The organism is Anaerocolumna xylanovorans DSM 12503 (assembly GCF_900143645.1).
In the GTDB taxonomy this organism is placed as follows: Bacteria; Bacillota; Clostridia; order Lachnospirales; family Lachnospiraceae; genus Anaerocolumna; species Anaerocolumna xylanovorans.
This window is the reverse complement of sequence record NZ_FRFD01000003.1, coordinates 580,323-597,122: the sequence shown is the minus strand read 5'-3', so window position 1 is coordinate 597,122 and position 16,800 is coordinate 580,323. Positions and strand designations below refer to the sequence as shown.

The 16,800-nt window shown below is 40.0% G+C and carries 19 protein-coding genes; 4 read left to right on the top strand and 15 right to left on the bottom strand.

The features are described from left to right. Positions 1-390 precede the first annotated feature (390 nt). Both BUF11_RS02685 and BUF11_RS02680 read left to right on the top strand, forming a co-directional pair. Positions 391-756 (top strand): BlaI/MecI/CopY family transcriptional regulator, encoded by a 366-nt coding sequence (locus BUF11_RS02685; RefSeq protein WP_073587245.1) that lies wholly within the window; start codon positions 391-393, stop codon positions 754-756. A gap of 17 nt (positions 757-773) precedes the next feature. Continuing rightward, positions 774-3,011: a M56 family metallopeptidase gene (locus tag BUF11_RS02680; protein ID WP_073587244.1), complete on the top strand. Its 2,238-nt coding sequence runs from the start codon at positions 774-776 to the stop codon at positions 3,009-3,011. A gap of 81 nt (positions 3,012-3,092) precedes the next feature. Here the strand turns inward: BUF11_RS02680 and BUF11_RS02675 are convergent, their stop codons facing one another. The 4 genes from BUF11_RS02675 to BUF11_RS02660 form a co-directional block, all read right to left on the bottom strand. Continuing rightward, on the bottom strand, positions 3,093-3,821 hold the full coding sequence (locus BUF11_RS02675) for a histidine phosphatase family protein (protein WP_073587243.1): 729 nt from the start codon (positions 3,819-3,821) through the stop codon (positions 3,093-3,095). Between the two features lie 20 nt (positions 3,822-3,841). Then, a complete protein-coding gene (udk, locus tag BUF11_RS02670) occupies positions 3,842-4,465 on the bottom strand; it encodes a uridine kinase (protein ID WP_073587242.1) in 624 nt (207 codons plus the stop codon). Positions 4,466-4,846: 381 nt separating this feature from the next. Then, positions 4,847-6,094 (bottom strand): zinc metalloprotease, encoded by a 1,248-nt coding sequence (locus tag BUF11_RS02665; RefSeq protein ID WP_073587241.1) that lies wholly within the window; start codon positions 6,092-6,094, stop codon positions 4,847-4,849. A gap of 243 nt (positions 6,095-6,337) precedes the next feature. Next, a complete protein-coding gene (locus tag BUF11_RS02660) occupies positions 6,338-6,679 on the bottom strand; it encodes a cupin domain-containing protein (protein ID WP_073587240.1) in 342 nt (113 codons plus the stop codon). A gap of 102 nt (positions 6,680-6,781) precedes the next feature. Between BUF11_RS02660 and BUF11_RS02655 the strand changes: the two genes are divergently transcribed. Continuing rightward, positions 6,782-7,441: a Crp/Fnr family transcriptional regulator gene (locus BUF11_RS02655; RefSeq protein ID WP_073587239.1), complete on the top strand. Its 660-nt coding sequence runs from the start codon at positions 6,782-6,784 to the stop codon at positions 7,439-7,441. A 40-nt stretch (positions 7,442-7,481) separates the two neighbouring features. Here the strand turns inward: BUF11_RS02655 and BUF11_RS02650 are convergent, their stop codons facing one another. Together BUF11_RS02650 and BUF11_RS02645 are read right to left on the bottom strand one after the other, a co-directional pair. Further along, complete coding sequence (locus BUF11_RS02650; RefSeq protein ID WP_073587238.1) at positions 7,482-8,765, bottom strand: redoxin domain-containing protein; 1,284 nt, start codon at positions 8,763-8,765, stop codon at positions 7,482-7,484. 144 nt (positions 8,766-8,909) lie between these two features. Further along, on the bottom strand, positions 8,910-9,266 hold the full coding sequence (locus BUF11_RS02645; protein ID WP_073587237.1) for a winged helix-turn-helix transcriptional regulator: 357 nt from the start codon (positions 9,264-9,266) through the stop codon (positions 8,910-8,912). Between the two features lie 136 nt (positions 9,267-9,402). On the opposite strand from BUF11_RS02645, the gene BUF11_RS02640 reads away from it, so the two are divergent. Continuing rightward, positions 9,403-9,795, top strand: coding sequence for a pyridoxamine 5'-phosphate oxidase family protein (locus tag BUF11_RS02640; protein ID WP_073587236.1), 393 nt, complete (start codon positions 9,403-9,405; stop codon positions 9,793-9,795). 156 nt (positions 9,796-9,951) lie between these two features. On the opposite strand, the gene BUF11_RS02635 is transcribed toward BUF11_RS02640, so the two are convergent. The 9 genes from BUF11_RS02635 to BUF11_RS02595 form a co-directional block, all read right to left on the bottom strand. Then, positions 9,952-10,545: a helix-turn-helix domain-containing protein gene (locus BUF11_RS02635; RefSeq protein ID WP_073587235.1), complete on the bottom strand. Its 594-nt coding sequence runs from the start codon at positions 10,543-10,545 to the stop codon at positions 9,952-9,954. Positions 10,546-10,685: 140 nt separating this feature from the next. After that, positions 10,686-11,297, bottom strand: coding sequence for a MarR family winged helix-turn-helix transcriptional regulator (locus BUF11_RS02630; RefSeq protein ID WP_073587234.1), 612 nt, complete (start codon positions 11,295-11,297; stop codon positions 10,686-10,688). A gap of 26 nt (positions 11,298-11,323) precedes the next feature. Then, complete coding sequence (locus BUF11_RS02625) at positions 11,324-12,556, bottom strand: mechanosensitive ion channel family protein (protein ID WP_073587885.1); 1,233 nt, start codon at positions 12,554-12,556, stop codon at positions 11,324-11,326. 111 nt (positions 12,557-12,667) lie between these two features. Beyond that, the gene (locus BUF11_RS02620; RefSeq protein WP_073587233.1) at positions 12,668-13,210 is read right to left on the bottom strand and encodes a beta-class carbonic anhydrase; all 543 of its coding nucleotides are present in this window, start codon (positions 13,208-13,210) and stop codon (positions 12,668-12,670) included. Between the two features lie 38 nt (positions 13,211-13,248). Next, positions 13,249-14,328, bottom strand: coding sequence for a hypothetical protein (locus BUF11_RS02615; RefSeq protein WP_073587232.1), 1,080 nt, complete (start codon positions 14,326-14,328; stop codon positions 13,249-13,251). Positions 14,329-14,447: 119 nt separating this feature from the next. Then, positions 14,448-15,272 (bottom strand): alpha/beta hydrolase family protein, encoded by an 825-nt coding sequence (locus BUF11_RS02610; RefSeq protein ID WP_073587231.1) that lies wholly within the window; start codon positions 15,270-15,272, stop codon positions 14,448-14,450. 65 nt (positions 15,273-15,337) lie between these two features. After that, positions 15,338-15,760: a MarR family winged helix-turn-helix transcriptional regulator gene (locus BUF11_RS02605; protein WP_073587884.1), complete on the bottom strand. Its 423-nt coding sequence runs from the start codon at positions 15,758-15,760 to the stop codon at positions 15,338-15,340. A gap of 47 nt (positions 15,761-15,807) precedes the next feature. Next, a complete protein-coding gene (locus tag BUF11_RS02600) occupies positions 15,808-16,131 on the bottom strand; it encodes a helix-turn-helix domain-containing protein (protein WP_073587230.1) in 324 nt (107 codons plus the stop codon). Positions 16,132-16,233: 102 nt separating this feature from the next. Beyond that, entirely contained in the window at positions 16,234-16,551 is a 318-nt protein-coding gene (locus BUF11_RS02595; RefSeq protein WP_330393837.1) for a helix-turn-helix domain-containing protein, read from the bottom strand. Between the last annotated feature and the right edge of the window lie 249 nt (positions 16,552-16,800).

Below are 16,800 nucleotides of genomic sequence, written 5' to 3'. Positions count from 1 at the left end.
CCATAATAGATATCATTAATAAACTCCATTTCCCGAAATTTTTATCCATTTAAACATCTCTATCCCGGGACAAACGCCTGAAGAAATTTATTGGAAGAACACAGATGAGTTTTGCATCTATTTATGAGTTTTCTATTGAAGGCTTCCTTATGACACTAAAATGGAAGAAACTGTAACTAGGTACAATCATGCCATTGTTTGAGCTCACAGCTCTACATATCTGTAACTATTAGGCGAGTTTGGTGTGATTGTACCTGCCAGGGTTACTATTGACTATTTCTGTCTATCATGATAGACTTTAATCAGCCGCTGTAGTCTAGTGCAATAGACAGACCGACACAGCTATGTTCCATAGACCATAAATGCAGATCAACAGGAGGTTAACACCATATGGAAATGAACTTAAAGCTCCATGATGCCGAATACCGCTTCGCCTGTATTGTCTGGGAGTATGAACCTATACAATCTGGAGAATTAGCCAAAATAACCGAACAAATTCTTGGCTGGAAGCGCACCACCACCTATACGGTATTAAAGAAGCTATGTACCCGCAAAATTCTGCAGAATGAAAGTTCCATTGTCACCTCCCTGGTAAATCAAAGGGAAGTACAGCAATATGAAAGCCGTGAGGTTATGAAAAAAAACTTTGGCGGCTCTCTTCCCCAATTTATCACTGCTTTTCTCGGGAATAACAGTCTCTCTGTAAAGGACGCCGAGGAAATCAAAGAACTCATCGACCGTTATAAAGAAAATTAACCTGATAGGAGGTGCTGATGGAAAATATGATATTATCCCTGTTTCATGTCATCTTAAATATGTCCCTTACCTCCTGCGTGGTCATATTGGCAGTACTGCTTCTGCGTCTGCCCTTAAAAAAAGCCCCAAAGATTTATTCTTATCTGCTTTGGTTTGTCGTACTGTTCCGTCTCCTGTGTCCTGTTACCTTGGAAAGCACCTTAAGCGTATTCCGTTTGTTCGAAAAGGAAGATATCAGAACTTCTGTAATGGAACCTGTTCCTTATGACATTGGTTATCAGGCAGCTCCTGAAGTCAATCTGTATATCCCGCCTGTAACTGATTCTGTGAACCAGTCGCTTCCTGCTGCTGCCCCTTACCAAAGCCTCAATCCCATGCAGGGAATCCTTTTCCTTGCCTCCTTTGCATGGATAACTGTAAGCATACTGCTTTTTGCCGGCACTTTATTTTCCTATTTCCGGTTAAAGAAAAGTCTTCGTACCGCCTGGCTGGTTAAGGAGAATGTCTATCAGTCGGATGAAATCCATTCCCCCTTCGTATGCGGCCTGTTATCTCCCAGAATATATCTTCCTGTTACCCTGACAGAAAAAGAGACAGAATATATTATCCTGCACGAAAAAACACACATAAAAAGGTTCGATTATGTTTTCAAACTATTATGGCATGCTGCTCTTATCCTCCATTGGTTTAACCCATTTGTCTGGACCTCCTTCCGTCTGATGGAAAAGGATATGGAAATGAGCTGCGACGAAGCCGTACTTCAAATCCTTGGTGAGAACATTAAGGCCGACTACTCCTATTCTCTTCTTCATTTAAGCCTCAAGAGAGAAAAAGCATCTTTTCTGAAGATATCTCCATTAGCCTTTGGAGAAACCGGATTAAAAAGCCGTATAAAAAATGTGTTAACTTATAAGAAGCCTGTTGTCTGGCTATCTTCACTCCTGCTAACGGTTATTCTTCTTACAGCCGTAACTTTACTTACCGATCCTAAGTCAGATAAAACCTCGCAGAATGAAGCCGGTAAAGCTGCTCCAAGCCAGGCAGACACAGCACAAAATAATGCAGAAAATAATACAGCAACAGAAGCTGAAACAAGGCAGTATCAAACTGACCCTGATTATGCCAGGACCGCCGGCAGCCAGTCACCAATGGGTGAGTCTTATACGATAAAAGGACCTATACACAACATAAATATTACCATAACTGTCACTTCCAAGGACTTTATGACACTTATTGACCAAATGGTTTTACGTAAGAATTTGACTTCTACATTCCAGGCAGGCACCGATATCAATACTTTGGATGAATATTATGAGGTGCAAATAGTCTATGACAAGTATAGCGGTCCTTCTGAATATTATCTGTACCAAAAGAACGGTATCCCTTATATCCAGTCTGCCGTGGGGAATTCCTGCATAAACGTTCCCTTAAAGGATTATGGCACCTTATTTAGCCTGTTAGCTCCGGATACAGATGCAATGACTGCCGTAGAAGAAAATTTAAAAACAATAATGAGCTCTCCTCTTGCAAGCAGCAATCCATCTGATTACCTGAAAGACCATACCAAGGAATGTGAAAATATAAAGAAACAGGGAGACAAAGCTCTTTATTATATGCTTTCCTGTCTTTATAAAGGAGAAGGAGATACCTTAAAGGGATATCTAATGATGTATTTGTGTGAAGATATTTTGGGAAACCGCTCTGATAAAGCGAGCGATAATACGCCTCCGACAGAATGGTACCGCAATCTGTATATCAGGCCCGAGACTGTGCTCCCTGATTTTTCCTACCAGGGAGATGATAAGATATTAAAGCTTGTCTATGAAACAGAAACCAAAATGCACCATAATAAGGATTTCGGATTCACTATCGTCTCTCCTCATCTGTTCGGATATTATGAAGAAGGAGACTCCTTAAAGATATTTGCCACCACCCTCTATAACTATTACAAGCTGTATGATGAAACGCTGGTAGACTTGGGAGGCGGAGTAGTACCATCCGCCATGACCTTTCAGAAAAAAGAAGACGGCAGTTATGTCTTGGAAAAGTATGAACAGGCAACAGACGGCAGTTACTTTAATTCCTCTGTCAAAGCTTACTGCGTCATGCCTTTATCCGGTAAGAAAATACCGGGACTTGCCAAAGAGATATTAGCACATTATGATAATTACGTTGATCTGCTCTCATTAAGGGATGAAAATCTTAAAAAATACCAAAAGAAATATGGCTTGGAGGATGTAAGAATGAAAGATTAACTTTCACTCCCCCTGATTTGGAATAAAACCCTTTTAACCAAATACAGCTTCGGGTCAGATTAACCCGAAGCTGTATTTATTTTAATCGTGACGCTCATTCATATTATCGTAGGTTTCACAGAACCTCGCCATAAAGGCTGGCTCCTCTCCTGCTGCATACAGATGCGAAATATCTCCAAAGGAACTCATTCGAAAATAAGCAACTCCTTTTCTCCGCTCCTCAGTAATAAGGGTTGTCACAGAGGTAGGGGCCGCACAGAAGCCATGCCACAAGATCATAGGCGAAATACCAAGCAGATGCTCTAACATCACACATTCAACTCCAAAATGGCAGAATAAAACTACCGTATCATTATTCGGGCTGACAGCGCGGTATAATCTGCCCTCACGCTCATAGCCATGTTCCTTTAATAAATCATCCAGTCCTTCATGGACTTTCCTCGCTTCTTCAAATACATGTCCCTCCTGCATAACCGGCGTCTTATACCAGAGGTCCTTATCATAATATTCCCGGATCTTCGTCCACTCGGCAGGAAGCCAATCCCAGGGGACACGTTCTTCCCCTGTCTGCTCATCAGTAATAGGTGCGTCAAATTCTCTAAGCCAGGGAAGCACTCTTCCTTCACGGCTCATTTTATTCAAAGTGACGGATGCCGTATCTTTTGCCCTTCCTAAAGGTGAAATATAAAACGCCTTCACATTCATAGCTGCTATCCGGTCGGAAAGAAGTTTTGCTTCCCTCCAGCCTTTTTCAGTAAGTGAATCGATGGAATAATCAGGGTCTCCGTGACGTATTATTATCAGTTTCATATACATCCTCCCTATATTCTTCAGATATCCTCTTTGGCTATTGCTTCAATCCTGTGAACCAGCATATCAATAGCAATATCGTTAAGGCCGCCCCTTGGAATGATAATGTCGGCGTACTTTTTATATGGTTCGACAAATAGCTCATGCATTGGCTTTACGGTCTCTGTGTACTGGGCAATGACAGAGTCAAGAGTTCTTCCTCTTTCATTTACATCCCTTTTAATCCTTCTGATTAACCTTTCATCTGCATCGGTATCGACAAAGACTTTAATATCCATCAGATCCCTAAGCTTTTCATTTTCAAATATCATAAACCCGTCAAGAATGATAACCTTGAAGGGATTAACCCTGACCGTTTCTTCTAAACGGGTATTCTCAATGTAGGAATATACCGGTCTGTCAATAGCAATCCCCTGTTTTAGCTTTTTGATATCCTCAATTAAAAGTTCTGTATCAAAGGCGTCCGGGTGGTCATAATTGATTTTTGTCCTCTCCTCCGGTGACAGCTCCGAAAATGGCTTATAATAATAATCATGGCTAAGTAATACTACACGGTCACCACAGATACTCTGCAACCGGTTAACAACGGTTGTCTTACCGGAAGCAGAGCCTCCCGCAACACCGATAACTACTATGTTTTTCATTCGTTCCTCCAACTGGCTTTTTTATCTGACAATTTTTATCCTCACACAGGCTCCCATGCATACCGTAAGCCAGCTTGCAGTACTGCCTCGAATCAGGGTATGAAAAGTACGATGTACTTTTCATACTATACTACTACAGTCCGATACAAAAAATCAATCCCTTTATTCTGGTATTGAGAAATCAGCGGAGGTCTTAAGGCTATCTTAAATAAGAAGCCTGGAATTCTCTGGTTATCTCTGCTATTTCCTTCAATCCGTCTATATAGGGCTGATACATTTCATAGGGGTCTATGGCTCCGTAAGCTCCTCTTATTTTTTCAAACCAATAATAGCAGATTTCAATTCAGCCTGCAACATACTGCCGCCTGCATTTCAAGGTATTCATATCACATAGGCCATCGTCTCATTAATATAATCTACCATATCAATATAAAACTTTGCCTCTCCCTTTACCGGATATTTTTCTGCCTCTTTTATAAATTCCCGGTACAGCTCTTCTTTATCCTTCTTAACCCATTTCCCCGGTTCTTTCAGGGTTAAAGAGTCAATATCCTTTTTTTCTTCATCGCCTAATAAAACCTCATAAGCATAAATTATCCTCTTCGTGCTTATGTTGTTCTTATTTGCCTGCATTACTTTTCTTAAATACTTATAAAGGCTTGCGATTTCCTCCGTCGGCCTTTTCTCAAGAATCATAAGGAAGAACTTTTCCTGCTCTATCGCATGAAGGAACATCTGTGAATATTTCTCTTTTTTCTCATCCATTCGCTCCAGAATTTCTTTTGCTGACTTAAAATCATGAAGTGCCAGATATCTGTAATAGGATAAAAGACGCACACCGGCCACCAGCATATCGTCTTCCTTCGCACCCTCCGGTATCTCAAACACTTCCTCTGAATACTCGGTGAAACCTTTGCCTTCACTCATTTCTGCATTGAGCTGTAATTGAAGATAAAATGCCTCCCTGCTGTACTTATCTTTCAACATACTCTTTGCATTCATGCCGTCATTTTGAATGACCCTCCTTGTAGGAATCAGATTACTAAGAGCAGTAATCAGGCCAATGAAACTAAATGACATAAGGGCCGCCTGCAAATAACCGTTATGCAGTATCATTAATAGCAGTACGGCAAGCAAAGAAAACAACAGATTACTGATACCTCCTCCCAGATTATAAAGGATAAAAGGAAAACCTCCGTCAGCCTCCTTTTTGGGAGGGTACATAAGGCATTGTCCCAGCGTACCTTTCACAGAATACCTGCCCTTATGCAACTTCCCGTCCTTCTTATACCAAATCAAAGAGCCCACACGGAAGGAAAGAAACTGATATCCTGTAAGCAGTCCAAATACAAGATGCCCTCCTTCATGTAAGATAACGTGAAGCAGAAATGACAGTATCATTGCCGCCACTATGATCAATAAAAAAATACTAAGAGAACTTCCCCATAATTCTTTTTCTATCTGCCTTTCATATCTTACCAGCCAGCTTCCTAAAAAGGCCCCCATTACTCCGCCTATTAATCCGCTTATAATAGTAATTCTCTTTGACTTTTTTAAAATCTTCCCGTAAATCTTTTGTTGTTCCTGTTCTAACTCTTTATATTTTTCCTTCTGTTGTTCACTTAACATGTTATTCCTTTCCTGAATAGTAAAGTTACTTAGCCTGCCACCTCAAAAGCATTACATTTTAATAAGTCAAGGGTATTCTGGCATTCAAATTCTCTTCATCCTTTTTGTTTATTATTTTAACATTCCTGGTACTATTCTGCAATAAGTTTGCGTGGTCCAGCCTTGCCGGCACACTGCGCTGAAAAAGACTGTCCTGTTTTCATCCAGAACAGCCTTTTTTATACTTTTCCTTTACCCACTGCCTTAGTAGGGAAATACAACCGTAAGCAGCATCTTGAATTTTTCCTCAGCATATACGGCATGAGGAACATTATTGGGCATAACAATGCTCTCTCCTTCTGCAAGGGTATAGTCCTTCCCGCCGATGGTGATACGCGCTTTACCCGTTAAGACATTAATCAGAGCATCTCCGGTAGAAGCATGGGTGCTGATTAGCTCTCCTTTATCAAAAGAGAATAAAGTAATTCCAACATGGTCATTTTGAACAAGAGTACGGCTAACCACCTGCCCCGGCTGATACTCTACCAAATCCATCAGTTTCAGCGTTTGTTCAAAATTAATATTTTTTAAATATTGTGCTGACATAATAATTCCTCCTTTTCCATAACTCTTATTGACTTCTTAGCCATTATTATACTATGATATAGAAAATATATCCGTTGTTTTTACAACGAAAGGAGAGGCCATATGAAAATAAGAAATGAAATTTTAAATAAATGCCCGCTTTTTTCCGGGATTGCAGATGAAGAATTTGATTCCATGCTCTCCTGCCTTGATGCAAAAGAAATGGAATATAAAAAAGACGCCTATATTTATATGGCCGGAAATCCCATGCCCCAAATAGGTGTTGTTCTGTCCGGAAGTGTTATCATTATCAAAGAAGATTACTGGGGAAACCGCACCATTATTTCCAAAATGACTGTTTCGGATATGTTTGCGGAATCCTTTGCTTTTGCTGCTGCCCACAAGCTTCCTGTCAGTGTTGTAGCGGCAGAAAATACCCGAATCCTCTTTATCGACTGTAAGAATATTATAAATTCCTCTGCCTCTCCCTGCAGCTTTCATACTGCCCTTATTAGCAATATGGTGCGTATACTGGCCGATAAGAATGTAATGCTCATGCAAAAGATTGAACATCTCTCCTGCCGCAGCACAAAGGATAAGTTATTATCCTATCTGTCCCTGCAGGCTATGAAGGCAAAGAGCAACACCTTTATCATACCTTATAACCGTCAGGAACTGGCTGATTACCTGTGCATTGACCGCAGCGCCATGTCCACAGAGCTTAGCAGGCTAAGGGAGGAAGGCATCATAGCATTTCACAAGAACTATTTTGAACTGCTTTAACACCGCATAAGGCGCTGCTTTCTGTCCTTTCAGGCTTTCTTCATTTACCCGCTTCCAGTGCCTGGTTGATGACATTGTGCATAATGTCCTCTGTCATCATTCCAGGAACATACCCCAACAGGTTACCGTCCCTGTCAAATACAAAGGTAGTCGGGAAAGCCGATATTCCATACTTTTGCAAGACTTCTCCCGTTTCATCAAATAATGTCGGGAAGGTATATTCCTTTTCCTCCAAAAAGGACTTTATGTAGTCCTTATCCTCATCTGAATTATTCGGATAATCCTTGCTTTTTGGATTCGTTACTCCTAAGAATACCACATCCTTCTCATTTGAACCGTATTCTTTATAGAGCTTCTCAATGTCAGGAAGCTCTTTCTTGCAGGGCGGGCACCAGGTAGCATAGAAATTCAGAAATACCACCTTGCCCTTATAATCTGAAAGTGTATGTGTATCGCCGTATTGGTCCGTCAGCGTAAAGTCTGTCTTAGAATCGGTTTTCGCTGCCGCTTTCTCTTCTGTTTTATTTTCCGTCTCCGTATCCTCTTCTTCGCTTTCACTTTGATCGGATTTTACCACATTATTCTCCTTAACTGCCTGTGCCCTGTTAAGATAGCTGGATATTCCATTCATGTAGCCGGTAAAAGTCATTAGTCCCATTACTATAAGGAGTATTCCTCCGGCTTTAATGGTATACTTAACCAGCTTTTTCTTCTCCCTTAAAAAATTTAGTACCTGGGTGGTGAACAATCCAAGCAGCAAAAAAGGAAGCAGGAATCCTGCGGCATAAACAAATATCAGTAAATAACCTATAACCGTACTTTTAGCTCCTGATACTAATATCAGAACCGAAGAGAGGGCCGGGCCGATACAGGGAGTCCATGCAAAGCTGAAAGTAAAGCCCAGAATAAAAGCGACCAATGGATTCGCTTCTTTATCTGCCGTATTAAAATGCATCTTTCTCTCTTTTTGCAGGAAGGAGAATTGGATAAAGTCCAACTGCACCAGTCCTAAAAGAATAATTAGAACACCGCTAATCCTTATAAGCATGAAGCGGTAGCTTCCCAGGAGCTTTCCTAATAAGGTAAAAGATGTTCCAAGCAAAAGAAATGCAAAGGATATACCTAAAACAAAAAAGGCCGTATTTAAGAATACCTTCCTTCTCTCATAAACGATAATACCCTCCTTATTTGTTCCTGCACTTCCTGCCAGATAGCTCATATAAACCGGAAGCAGAGGAATTACGCAGGGTGAGAAAAAGGATAGTAATCCCTCCAGAAAAACCAAAACAAAGCTTATGTGACTTGTCAACACGATTCCAACCATATAACCTCCTATATTATTATCACCTTTAACCGTTATTGGATTCTAATTATACCGATTCACAGGTTTTAATCTGTGATTGCATCACACAGATGATTACATCACACAGCCTCATTATCATTAAATTTTATTAAATGACAAAAGGGGCTAGCTTTTGGCTGTCCCTTTCCTATTTTTATCCGTTATCCATTTAATATATTCATTTCCCCAGATTTCCAGAGCTTCAAGCACAGTCTTAAACTTCTCACCTATTTCACTTAAAGAATACTCTACCTTTGGCGGTATCTGCTCATATTCATGCCGTAGAATCAGCCCTTCTTCCTCCAATTGCTTTAGCTGACGGGATAGTGTCGCATGTGTCATCTCCTCCGGCAGTCTTCTTTGCAGTTCATTAAATCTTACCGGCCCTTCACTTAGCAGATAGAGGATGTACATGGACCACTTTCCTGTTAAAATCTTTTGAGAAGTTACATATGGGCATACACCAAATAGCTCTTTCTTCATTCTTTTCCTTCTTTCGTACAGTATCATAAATAATACCGGTATCACAAAATATCGTACTTGTACTTTTATTTACAGTATATATAATTAAACCGTAAACCAATTATAACATCTCATTTCGAAAGGAGCAATTGTTTTAATGAAGGAAATATTAGAATTTTTAAGAGAATGTCAGACCTTTTATCTTGCAACCTGTGAGGAAGGGCAGCCCCGCGTCAGACCCTTTGGTGCCGTAGCTGAATATAAAGGCAAGCTCTATATTACAACAAATAATAAAAAAAACGTGTTTAAACAGTTATTAGCAAATCCCAAATTTGAAATATCCGGTATGGATAAGGGCAAGTGGATTCGTTTAGAGGGCGTAGCTGTCCATGATAATCGTCTGGCTGCCCGTGAAGAAATGCTTGCCCAAAACCCTTCCTTAACCGGAATGTACTCTGCTGATGACGGTATCATGGAAGTGCTTTACTTAAAGGATGCCATTGCAACAATCTGCTCTTTTACCGAGGAGCCTAAGGTCATAAAGTTCTAAAACTGCTATGGATTTTTCTAATGTCTGGGAGAAGCCGCTACCTTCACGTTGGAAAAATCCGCTTTATTGAACTTTCTTCTAATCTCTAGGCAGTACCGCAAGTTTACTTGCGATACCGCCCAAATAGAAATTTGAAAATGCAACGCATTTTTCAATCTATCTCCCGCCAAAATACCGGTGTCTCATCTCATTATGTGAATGACCGTTTCTATTACAAAATTCTCCCACATTACCAATACCGGCTTTATTCCAAAGTCCCTCTCTATCCCATAGATCGGATCTGTCCCAAAAGTCATCCCTGTCCGGGTCGTCTTCCTCTTTTAGTTTCATTTCCAGGTCCTCTGCCAAATGAAGCAATATCTTTTGAAGGTTTTCTTTTTCTTCCTCACTAAGACACTCAAAAGCTTTCGCAGCTTCTGCCCTTCTTTGTTCTGCTTTCCTTGCGGCTTTCTTTCCTGCCTGGGTTAATTCTGCTTTCAGAAGAGTCTTATCTTCCTCCGCTGTGTTTAACTCGATCAATCCGCCGTCCTCCAGCCTTTCCAGCCACTTATTCAAGTCCTTCGGATGAAGCTCAAGCTCTTCTAAAAGTTCCTTGCTTGTTGCACTCTGTTTTGCCTGAAGCAGGATCAACACCTGTTCCATCTGATTTCCCATGAAGCAGGATCCGTGATTCCTTCCGCCTTGAGCTCTGTGAAGCATCATATCTACTGTAAATATTAATTCGTTTAAGCTTTTTTTATTATATTCCATACTCTATTCTCCTATCTGCTTTTGATTTAATAAGGTACCTTTATTTCTGTATTATAAAGGTACCTTTCTATATTGTCAATAGGAATTTTCAAAAAATTACGCTGCTTCGAATTTTCTTCAAACCAGCGTATCTGACAGTCTTATTCTTTTTCCGGGTGTTCTGTATTACTGCGCCTGTTATGAAAGCCCGATCTGTTATCCCCGGTATCATTAGCCCTCTGACCAAATTGCCCTCTTCTAAGATGTTCAAAACCGTTCCTGTCAAAAGGAAATCCCCCATGAAAATCTCTTCGGTGAAAATTCCATTCTTCACCTCCGAATTTTTCTTCCAAATCTCCAATAATGCGTTCAAAAAACTTACCCAACAAGGTTTGCTCATCCTCTTTCAGACAGCCAAAAATAGTATCCTCTTCTGTCTCTTGTCCGGTTTGGTTAGCCGCTTTTCTCCCGGCCTCCGTCAAACTTATATCCATGACCCTGCGGTCCTGCTGTGAGGGAGTACGGGTAATAAAACCGCTTCGCTCCAATTTCGCCAGCAGTTCTCCCAGGGACTGGGATCTTATATCTAATATGGAAGATAAATCCTTCTGGCTGATTTCCGGCTTCATCTTTAAAAGCGCAAGAATTCTTCCCTGTCCCTTATGCGGATTTGCCATCGGCCCGAATTCCCTTAAGCTTTGCAGCTGATATCTTCTTACCAGCCATTCAAGACGGGAAAATTGTTCGTATAAATCAGGTTTATCGTCACTCATATTAATAGCCATGCCTTTCGTGAATATCAGTTAGTTATATTTTTCAAATCATAGCCGGTTGGATTCTGGAATATCCTAAGATCAAATTCCGGAATTACCGCCAAAATATGATCAAATATATCAGCCTGCACAGACTCATAATTCGCCCATGCGGTACCGCTTACAAATACATATATTTCAATTGGAATACCTTTTTCAGTAGGTTCTAACTGTCTTACCATCTGTGTCATTCCCGGATGTATCTTTGGGTGACTTTTTAGATAGCTCTGCACATATGCCCGAAAAGTACCAATATTGGTCAGGTGTCTGCCATTTACCATGTCCGTGGAATCTATACCATGCTCTTTGTTATAGCTTTCGACTTCATTTTCCTTCGCCTTTATATATTCTTTGATATATTGGATATGCCCAAATCTCTCAAGCATTTCTTCTGTGCAGAATCTGACACTTGTCATATCAATGCAGATGGAACGTTTAATTCTTCTTCCTCCTGCTTCCTCCATGCCCTTCCAGTTCTTAAAGGATTCCGATACTAAGGCATAGGTAGGTATGGTTGTTATGGTTTTGTCCCAATTCTGAACCTTTACCGTATGGAGGGAAATCTCCTTTACTTCACCGTCAGCACTGTACTTTGGCATTTCAATCCAGTCTCCCAGCTGCACCATATTATTGGAGGTCAGCTGGATGCCAGCCACAAAGCCCAGTATGGAGTTCTGGAAGACCAGCAAAAGTACGGCAGAAGCTGCGCCGATACTCCCTAAAAGAATCCAGGGTGAACGGTTTAACAATACCCCGATAATTGCAATAATGCCGATAATATATGCAATAATCTTTATTACCTGCAGATACCCCTTAATAGGTCTGACCTTTGATACCTCAAAATTACTGTAAATATCATTTACCGTATCCAAAAGCTTATCAAGTGCCAGTAAGATAACAAAAATAATATAACAAAGGACTATCCTCTGAATCCATATCCGGTAAGCGGGAAACGCAGGCGCAAAGGCATGCACTACCAGTGCAGGCACAATCCGTATCAGCCGGTCTAACACCCTGTTCTCCAGGAGAATATCGCTCCACTTTGTTTTACTTTTTGCCGCAACGGTTTCCATCACTTTTAAGACGATCCGTTTGACAGCCGTATATAATGCCAGGCTTATTAAAGCAATGAGAAGGACCATTATACCGTTGGTTATGCATACGGACCATACCTCATTAACTCCCTGGAATATCAATTGTTTTTTAATATATTCTACCACTTGTAATCCACTCGTTTCCAATTCATTCATTCCGCTTTTATACTTACTGCCTTTTTATTATAAATTATATGGATGGATAATACAAGATAAGAACCATACCTGAATGGGAGATTAAACAACTCTGTTTAATTCCCCTGTAACCGAGTCAATGATTAAACCATACACCTTTACACTTTCCGGAATCAAAGGGTGCTTTTTAATTACCTCCACAGATTTCCTGACGGAAGCCTCCAGATTGGCAAAGCCTCCAAGCCAGGAATCAAAATCGACTCCGCAATATTTTAACATGTCAATATTTTTTGAAGTTATGCCTCTTTCCTTCATCTTTTCTATCATTTTGCTGCTGTCGGTATGTCTGGCTCCGCAATCTGTATGACCGATTACCAGTATCTCTTCTATCTCCAGCTCATATATTCCGATCAGAAGACTTCGTATGGCACTTCCAAAGGGATGTGATATGATTCCGCCGGCATTTTTTATAATCTTGGCATCCCCATTTTTTAACCCCAGCGCCGCAGGCAAAAGCTCTGTCAATCTGGTATCCATGCAGGAAACAATTGCTATCTTCTTATTTGGAAATTTACTTGTTAAGTACTTTTCATATTCTTTCTTTTCCACAAATTCTTTATTAAATTCAAGTATTTCCTCCAGCATAGGGCAATTTCTCCTTTTGCATCTGCAAACTTTATTTACTATTCTTCGTTAAGTTTCATTTCATACATAAATTGCAGCTTCCGGTAATAATCCATCTCAATCAGGTCCGTAGGTTTTACCTCACCGTCTTTTTTATCAAAATAGGATATCCCGGCAATGGTAAGCATCTTATGGACAAACTGGGAGCAGAACATAATATTGGGCTTATTGGAATATTTTAAGACAAGCCCCATAAGGTTGTAGGCACTTCCGTCCCGGTTGATTTCTTTTACCTTTTCAAGAATTATCTCCTTTTGCTTCCTGGTACAGGGAAGCTTGTACACAAGAATAGAAGCATCCTCTTTCTTATTGAAAAAATCCAGCATCTCATAATTAAGCCCCGGCGGATAAACCCTTTCTCCTCCGTTATAGCTGATGATGGTTTTTAGTTCCGGGTCAAAAGACAAGGATGCATGATTGTATTCCTTCCTGGTAAAGGTAGAGATAATTTCACTGGCAGGGCTTCCGGTATTGGACAGGATGATGTATATATTTCCGTCCTCAAGCCACTTCCCGGCTTCTTCAAAATATTCTTCCGTCAGCACGCCCTTATTGATATATTCAAAGGAATTGTGACGGTACAGATCGTCCTTTAATGTCATCAGATTCTCAACAGAAAATGCTTTCCCTGCCTTTTTTAATGTCTCCATCGTACCGATTATCTTATCCCTGCCGGCTTTGATATCCGAAAAGCTGATGCTTGCCACCTCCTGGGCGGACGGCAGATAAAAATCAGCATATTTATTGATAGTTACAAACCGCTCCACCAGAAAGGGAAACCAAATAACAGCAGCACCGAACATTCTGCCTATCAGCCTGTTTATTTCCGTTTGCCCGGGATGAAAAGCCACCCGGGTTATATAGATTATCTGCAAGGACATAATTGCAATATATGTCGGAATCAGGCATATTTTCACCTTGCTCTCCGATGGCACCAGCAGCGTTCTCATAATCATTAATAAGCAAATAAATATATAAGTACAGACCGTAAATACGTAATTTCCTCCAATGACAGTATTGATAATCATAAGAAGGATTAACACCTTTAAGGCTATTGTATATCTTTTTAAATTCTTCATACTTGTCTCCTGAAATAACTTTTTCACATCTATTTATATCACATCAAAGGGATTTATGGAATATAAAAAGAAAGGAAACGACAATTTTTTCAAAATAAAATATATCTATACTCACAATCTTAGAATCTTTCAAGCCATTTAAGGATACTATCTACCCCTTCTTTATATCTTTGTCCGATTAACAGCCCGGTATGCGTTGCCTCTTTCATCCCCGTATATTCTGCATGAAAATATTCCGCTTCTGCTCTTACCCTCTTTTCCTCTTCCATGTTATTACTTGTCCTGATAACCAGACACGGACAGGTAACAACACCATTGTCTATGGAAATCCCCTCAGTTCCCCCAAAAGAAATGGAGCAGGCACTCAAGGCTTTTGCCGATTCCATAGCCAGATATTTTCTTTGAAATTCTATATCCCCGGCGGATTCATCTATACTGCTGCTTTCGTTACGGTCAGGAGCAGGCACTATATTTTCAGGAATATTGCCGGCAGGCTTTTTAAACGGAACTTTTTCATATACCTGCCTGCATATGCTGGAATCCATTGATACCATACCGGATGCCGCTTCCATTTCGGCAATCTTCTGGCACAGTATACCTCCCATACTAAAACCAATCATAACCGGCGGCTCACCGCATTCGGCAATTATCTCCTTTATATCCTCAAGATAATCTTCAAAAGAAACCCTTGTTAAATCCATTGCCCTGCTTTTGTAATGGCCTCTTAAGTTCATAACATAACACTTCCAGCCTTCTTCTGCAAAATGCGGAATATACTTACTCCACATCCAGCTTCCTGTGTAAGCACCGTGTACGAACAACAGAGGAGGTTTCTTTTCGCTAATTGGGATATCGTCTGCGCCATTATAAACTTCCAGGAATAAATCATTTTCGCCTATGTATTTCTCAATATGTTCCGGTAATATCTTCGTATAATCCTTCATTCTGTTTCTCCTCCAATAAAATGTTTTATTTTAGTTTGATATCAAACTAAATAGGTAAATAGAAATTATAAGTTGCTGTAAATCTTATTTAAGAGCCGGAATAAGATTTTCTTTTCCTCCTCCGATATTCCGGCATAAAAAGCGTCTAATATCTCTTTTGATATCTTATCAAATACAGGCTTAAGTTCTTCCCCCTTAGGAGTTAACGTGACATATATAATCCTGGTATCTGTTGTGTTTCTTTCCTTTGCCACATACTCAAGCCTCACTAATTTCTCTACAAGAGCAGTGACGGTAGACTTATCCTTCCCTATTACAGAGGCTATCTCAGCCATGGTCATCCTGCTCCTGTGATTCAGGGCATGCAGAATGTCCCCATGGGAAGTTGCTATTCCTTCTATCCCGTACCTTTCCATCTCTGTAATCAGCCGCTTATTTACTTTTTCTCTTATCTTTGAAATTAAGGATATAATGTCATTTGCATTCATATTTTTATTATAGTTTGATATCAAACTATTGTCAATAGAATTAATTTTTATATCTTTTGCAGCCGGTTGATACAGCTTAATATTAATAGTAAATCTTTGTCATTCAGCTCTCTTAACCCTTCTACAGCTTTTTGTATCAATCCTGGATTGGGAATAGTGCCATCGAAGAACTCTGCGGGAGTGATATCAAAATAATTGCAGATTACAAAAAGTTCCGTTAACGGCGGAAGCGATTTTCCGCTTGAAATGTTATTGATATAGCTTCGGCTGTGTCCCAGGTCATAACTCATCTTATATTCCGATATCCCTTTATTGGATCTCAACTGCGTAATGCGGTCACGCACATATTTCTCATATTCTTGTGTCGACATTGTAATCACCTCCTAAAATATCATAAATGATAAGACAAGGTGACTATTCCAAGCATATACGCTGTTGTGCCTGTAATATCACAACAATAAAAGTTATAACGACTAGTCTTGCTGCAACCGGTTTATAAAATTCAAAATCATTAACACATCGCTGTCATTCATGTTTTTTAATCCTTCTACCGCTTTATTTATCAGTCCGGGATTGACAAGCTTATCATCAAAAAATTCCACCGGAGTGATCCCAAAATACTCACAAATTGAAAAAAGCTCCGTTAAAGGTGGAAGGGATTTACCGCTGGTAATATTGTAGACATATCCCCGGCTGTGACCTAAGTCGTAGCTTAACTGGTACTCTGATATTCCTTTTTGCAGCCGCAGCTGTGTAATTCTCTCACGCACAAATTCCTCATATATAGACATTATTATCACCTCCGTAAATATCTTAAGGTATAAATCGAGGTAACAAGTCTACTCAAATATGTTGTTGCTCTTGTATTAGTATAACAGAATATGTTATAATCATACATAATACGATATAATATGATATTTCAAATAAGAGCATCAAATATTTCTAGACAATCTCATATTTGAGTATATCACGCCAATGATAAAGTATTCCATATTTTTTCATATTTGAAAAAGTAGAAAATCAAATCTTGGCAACAATCT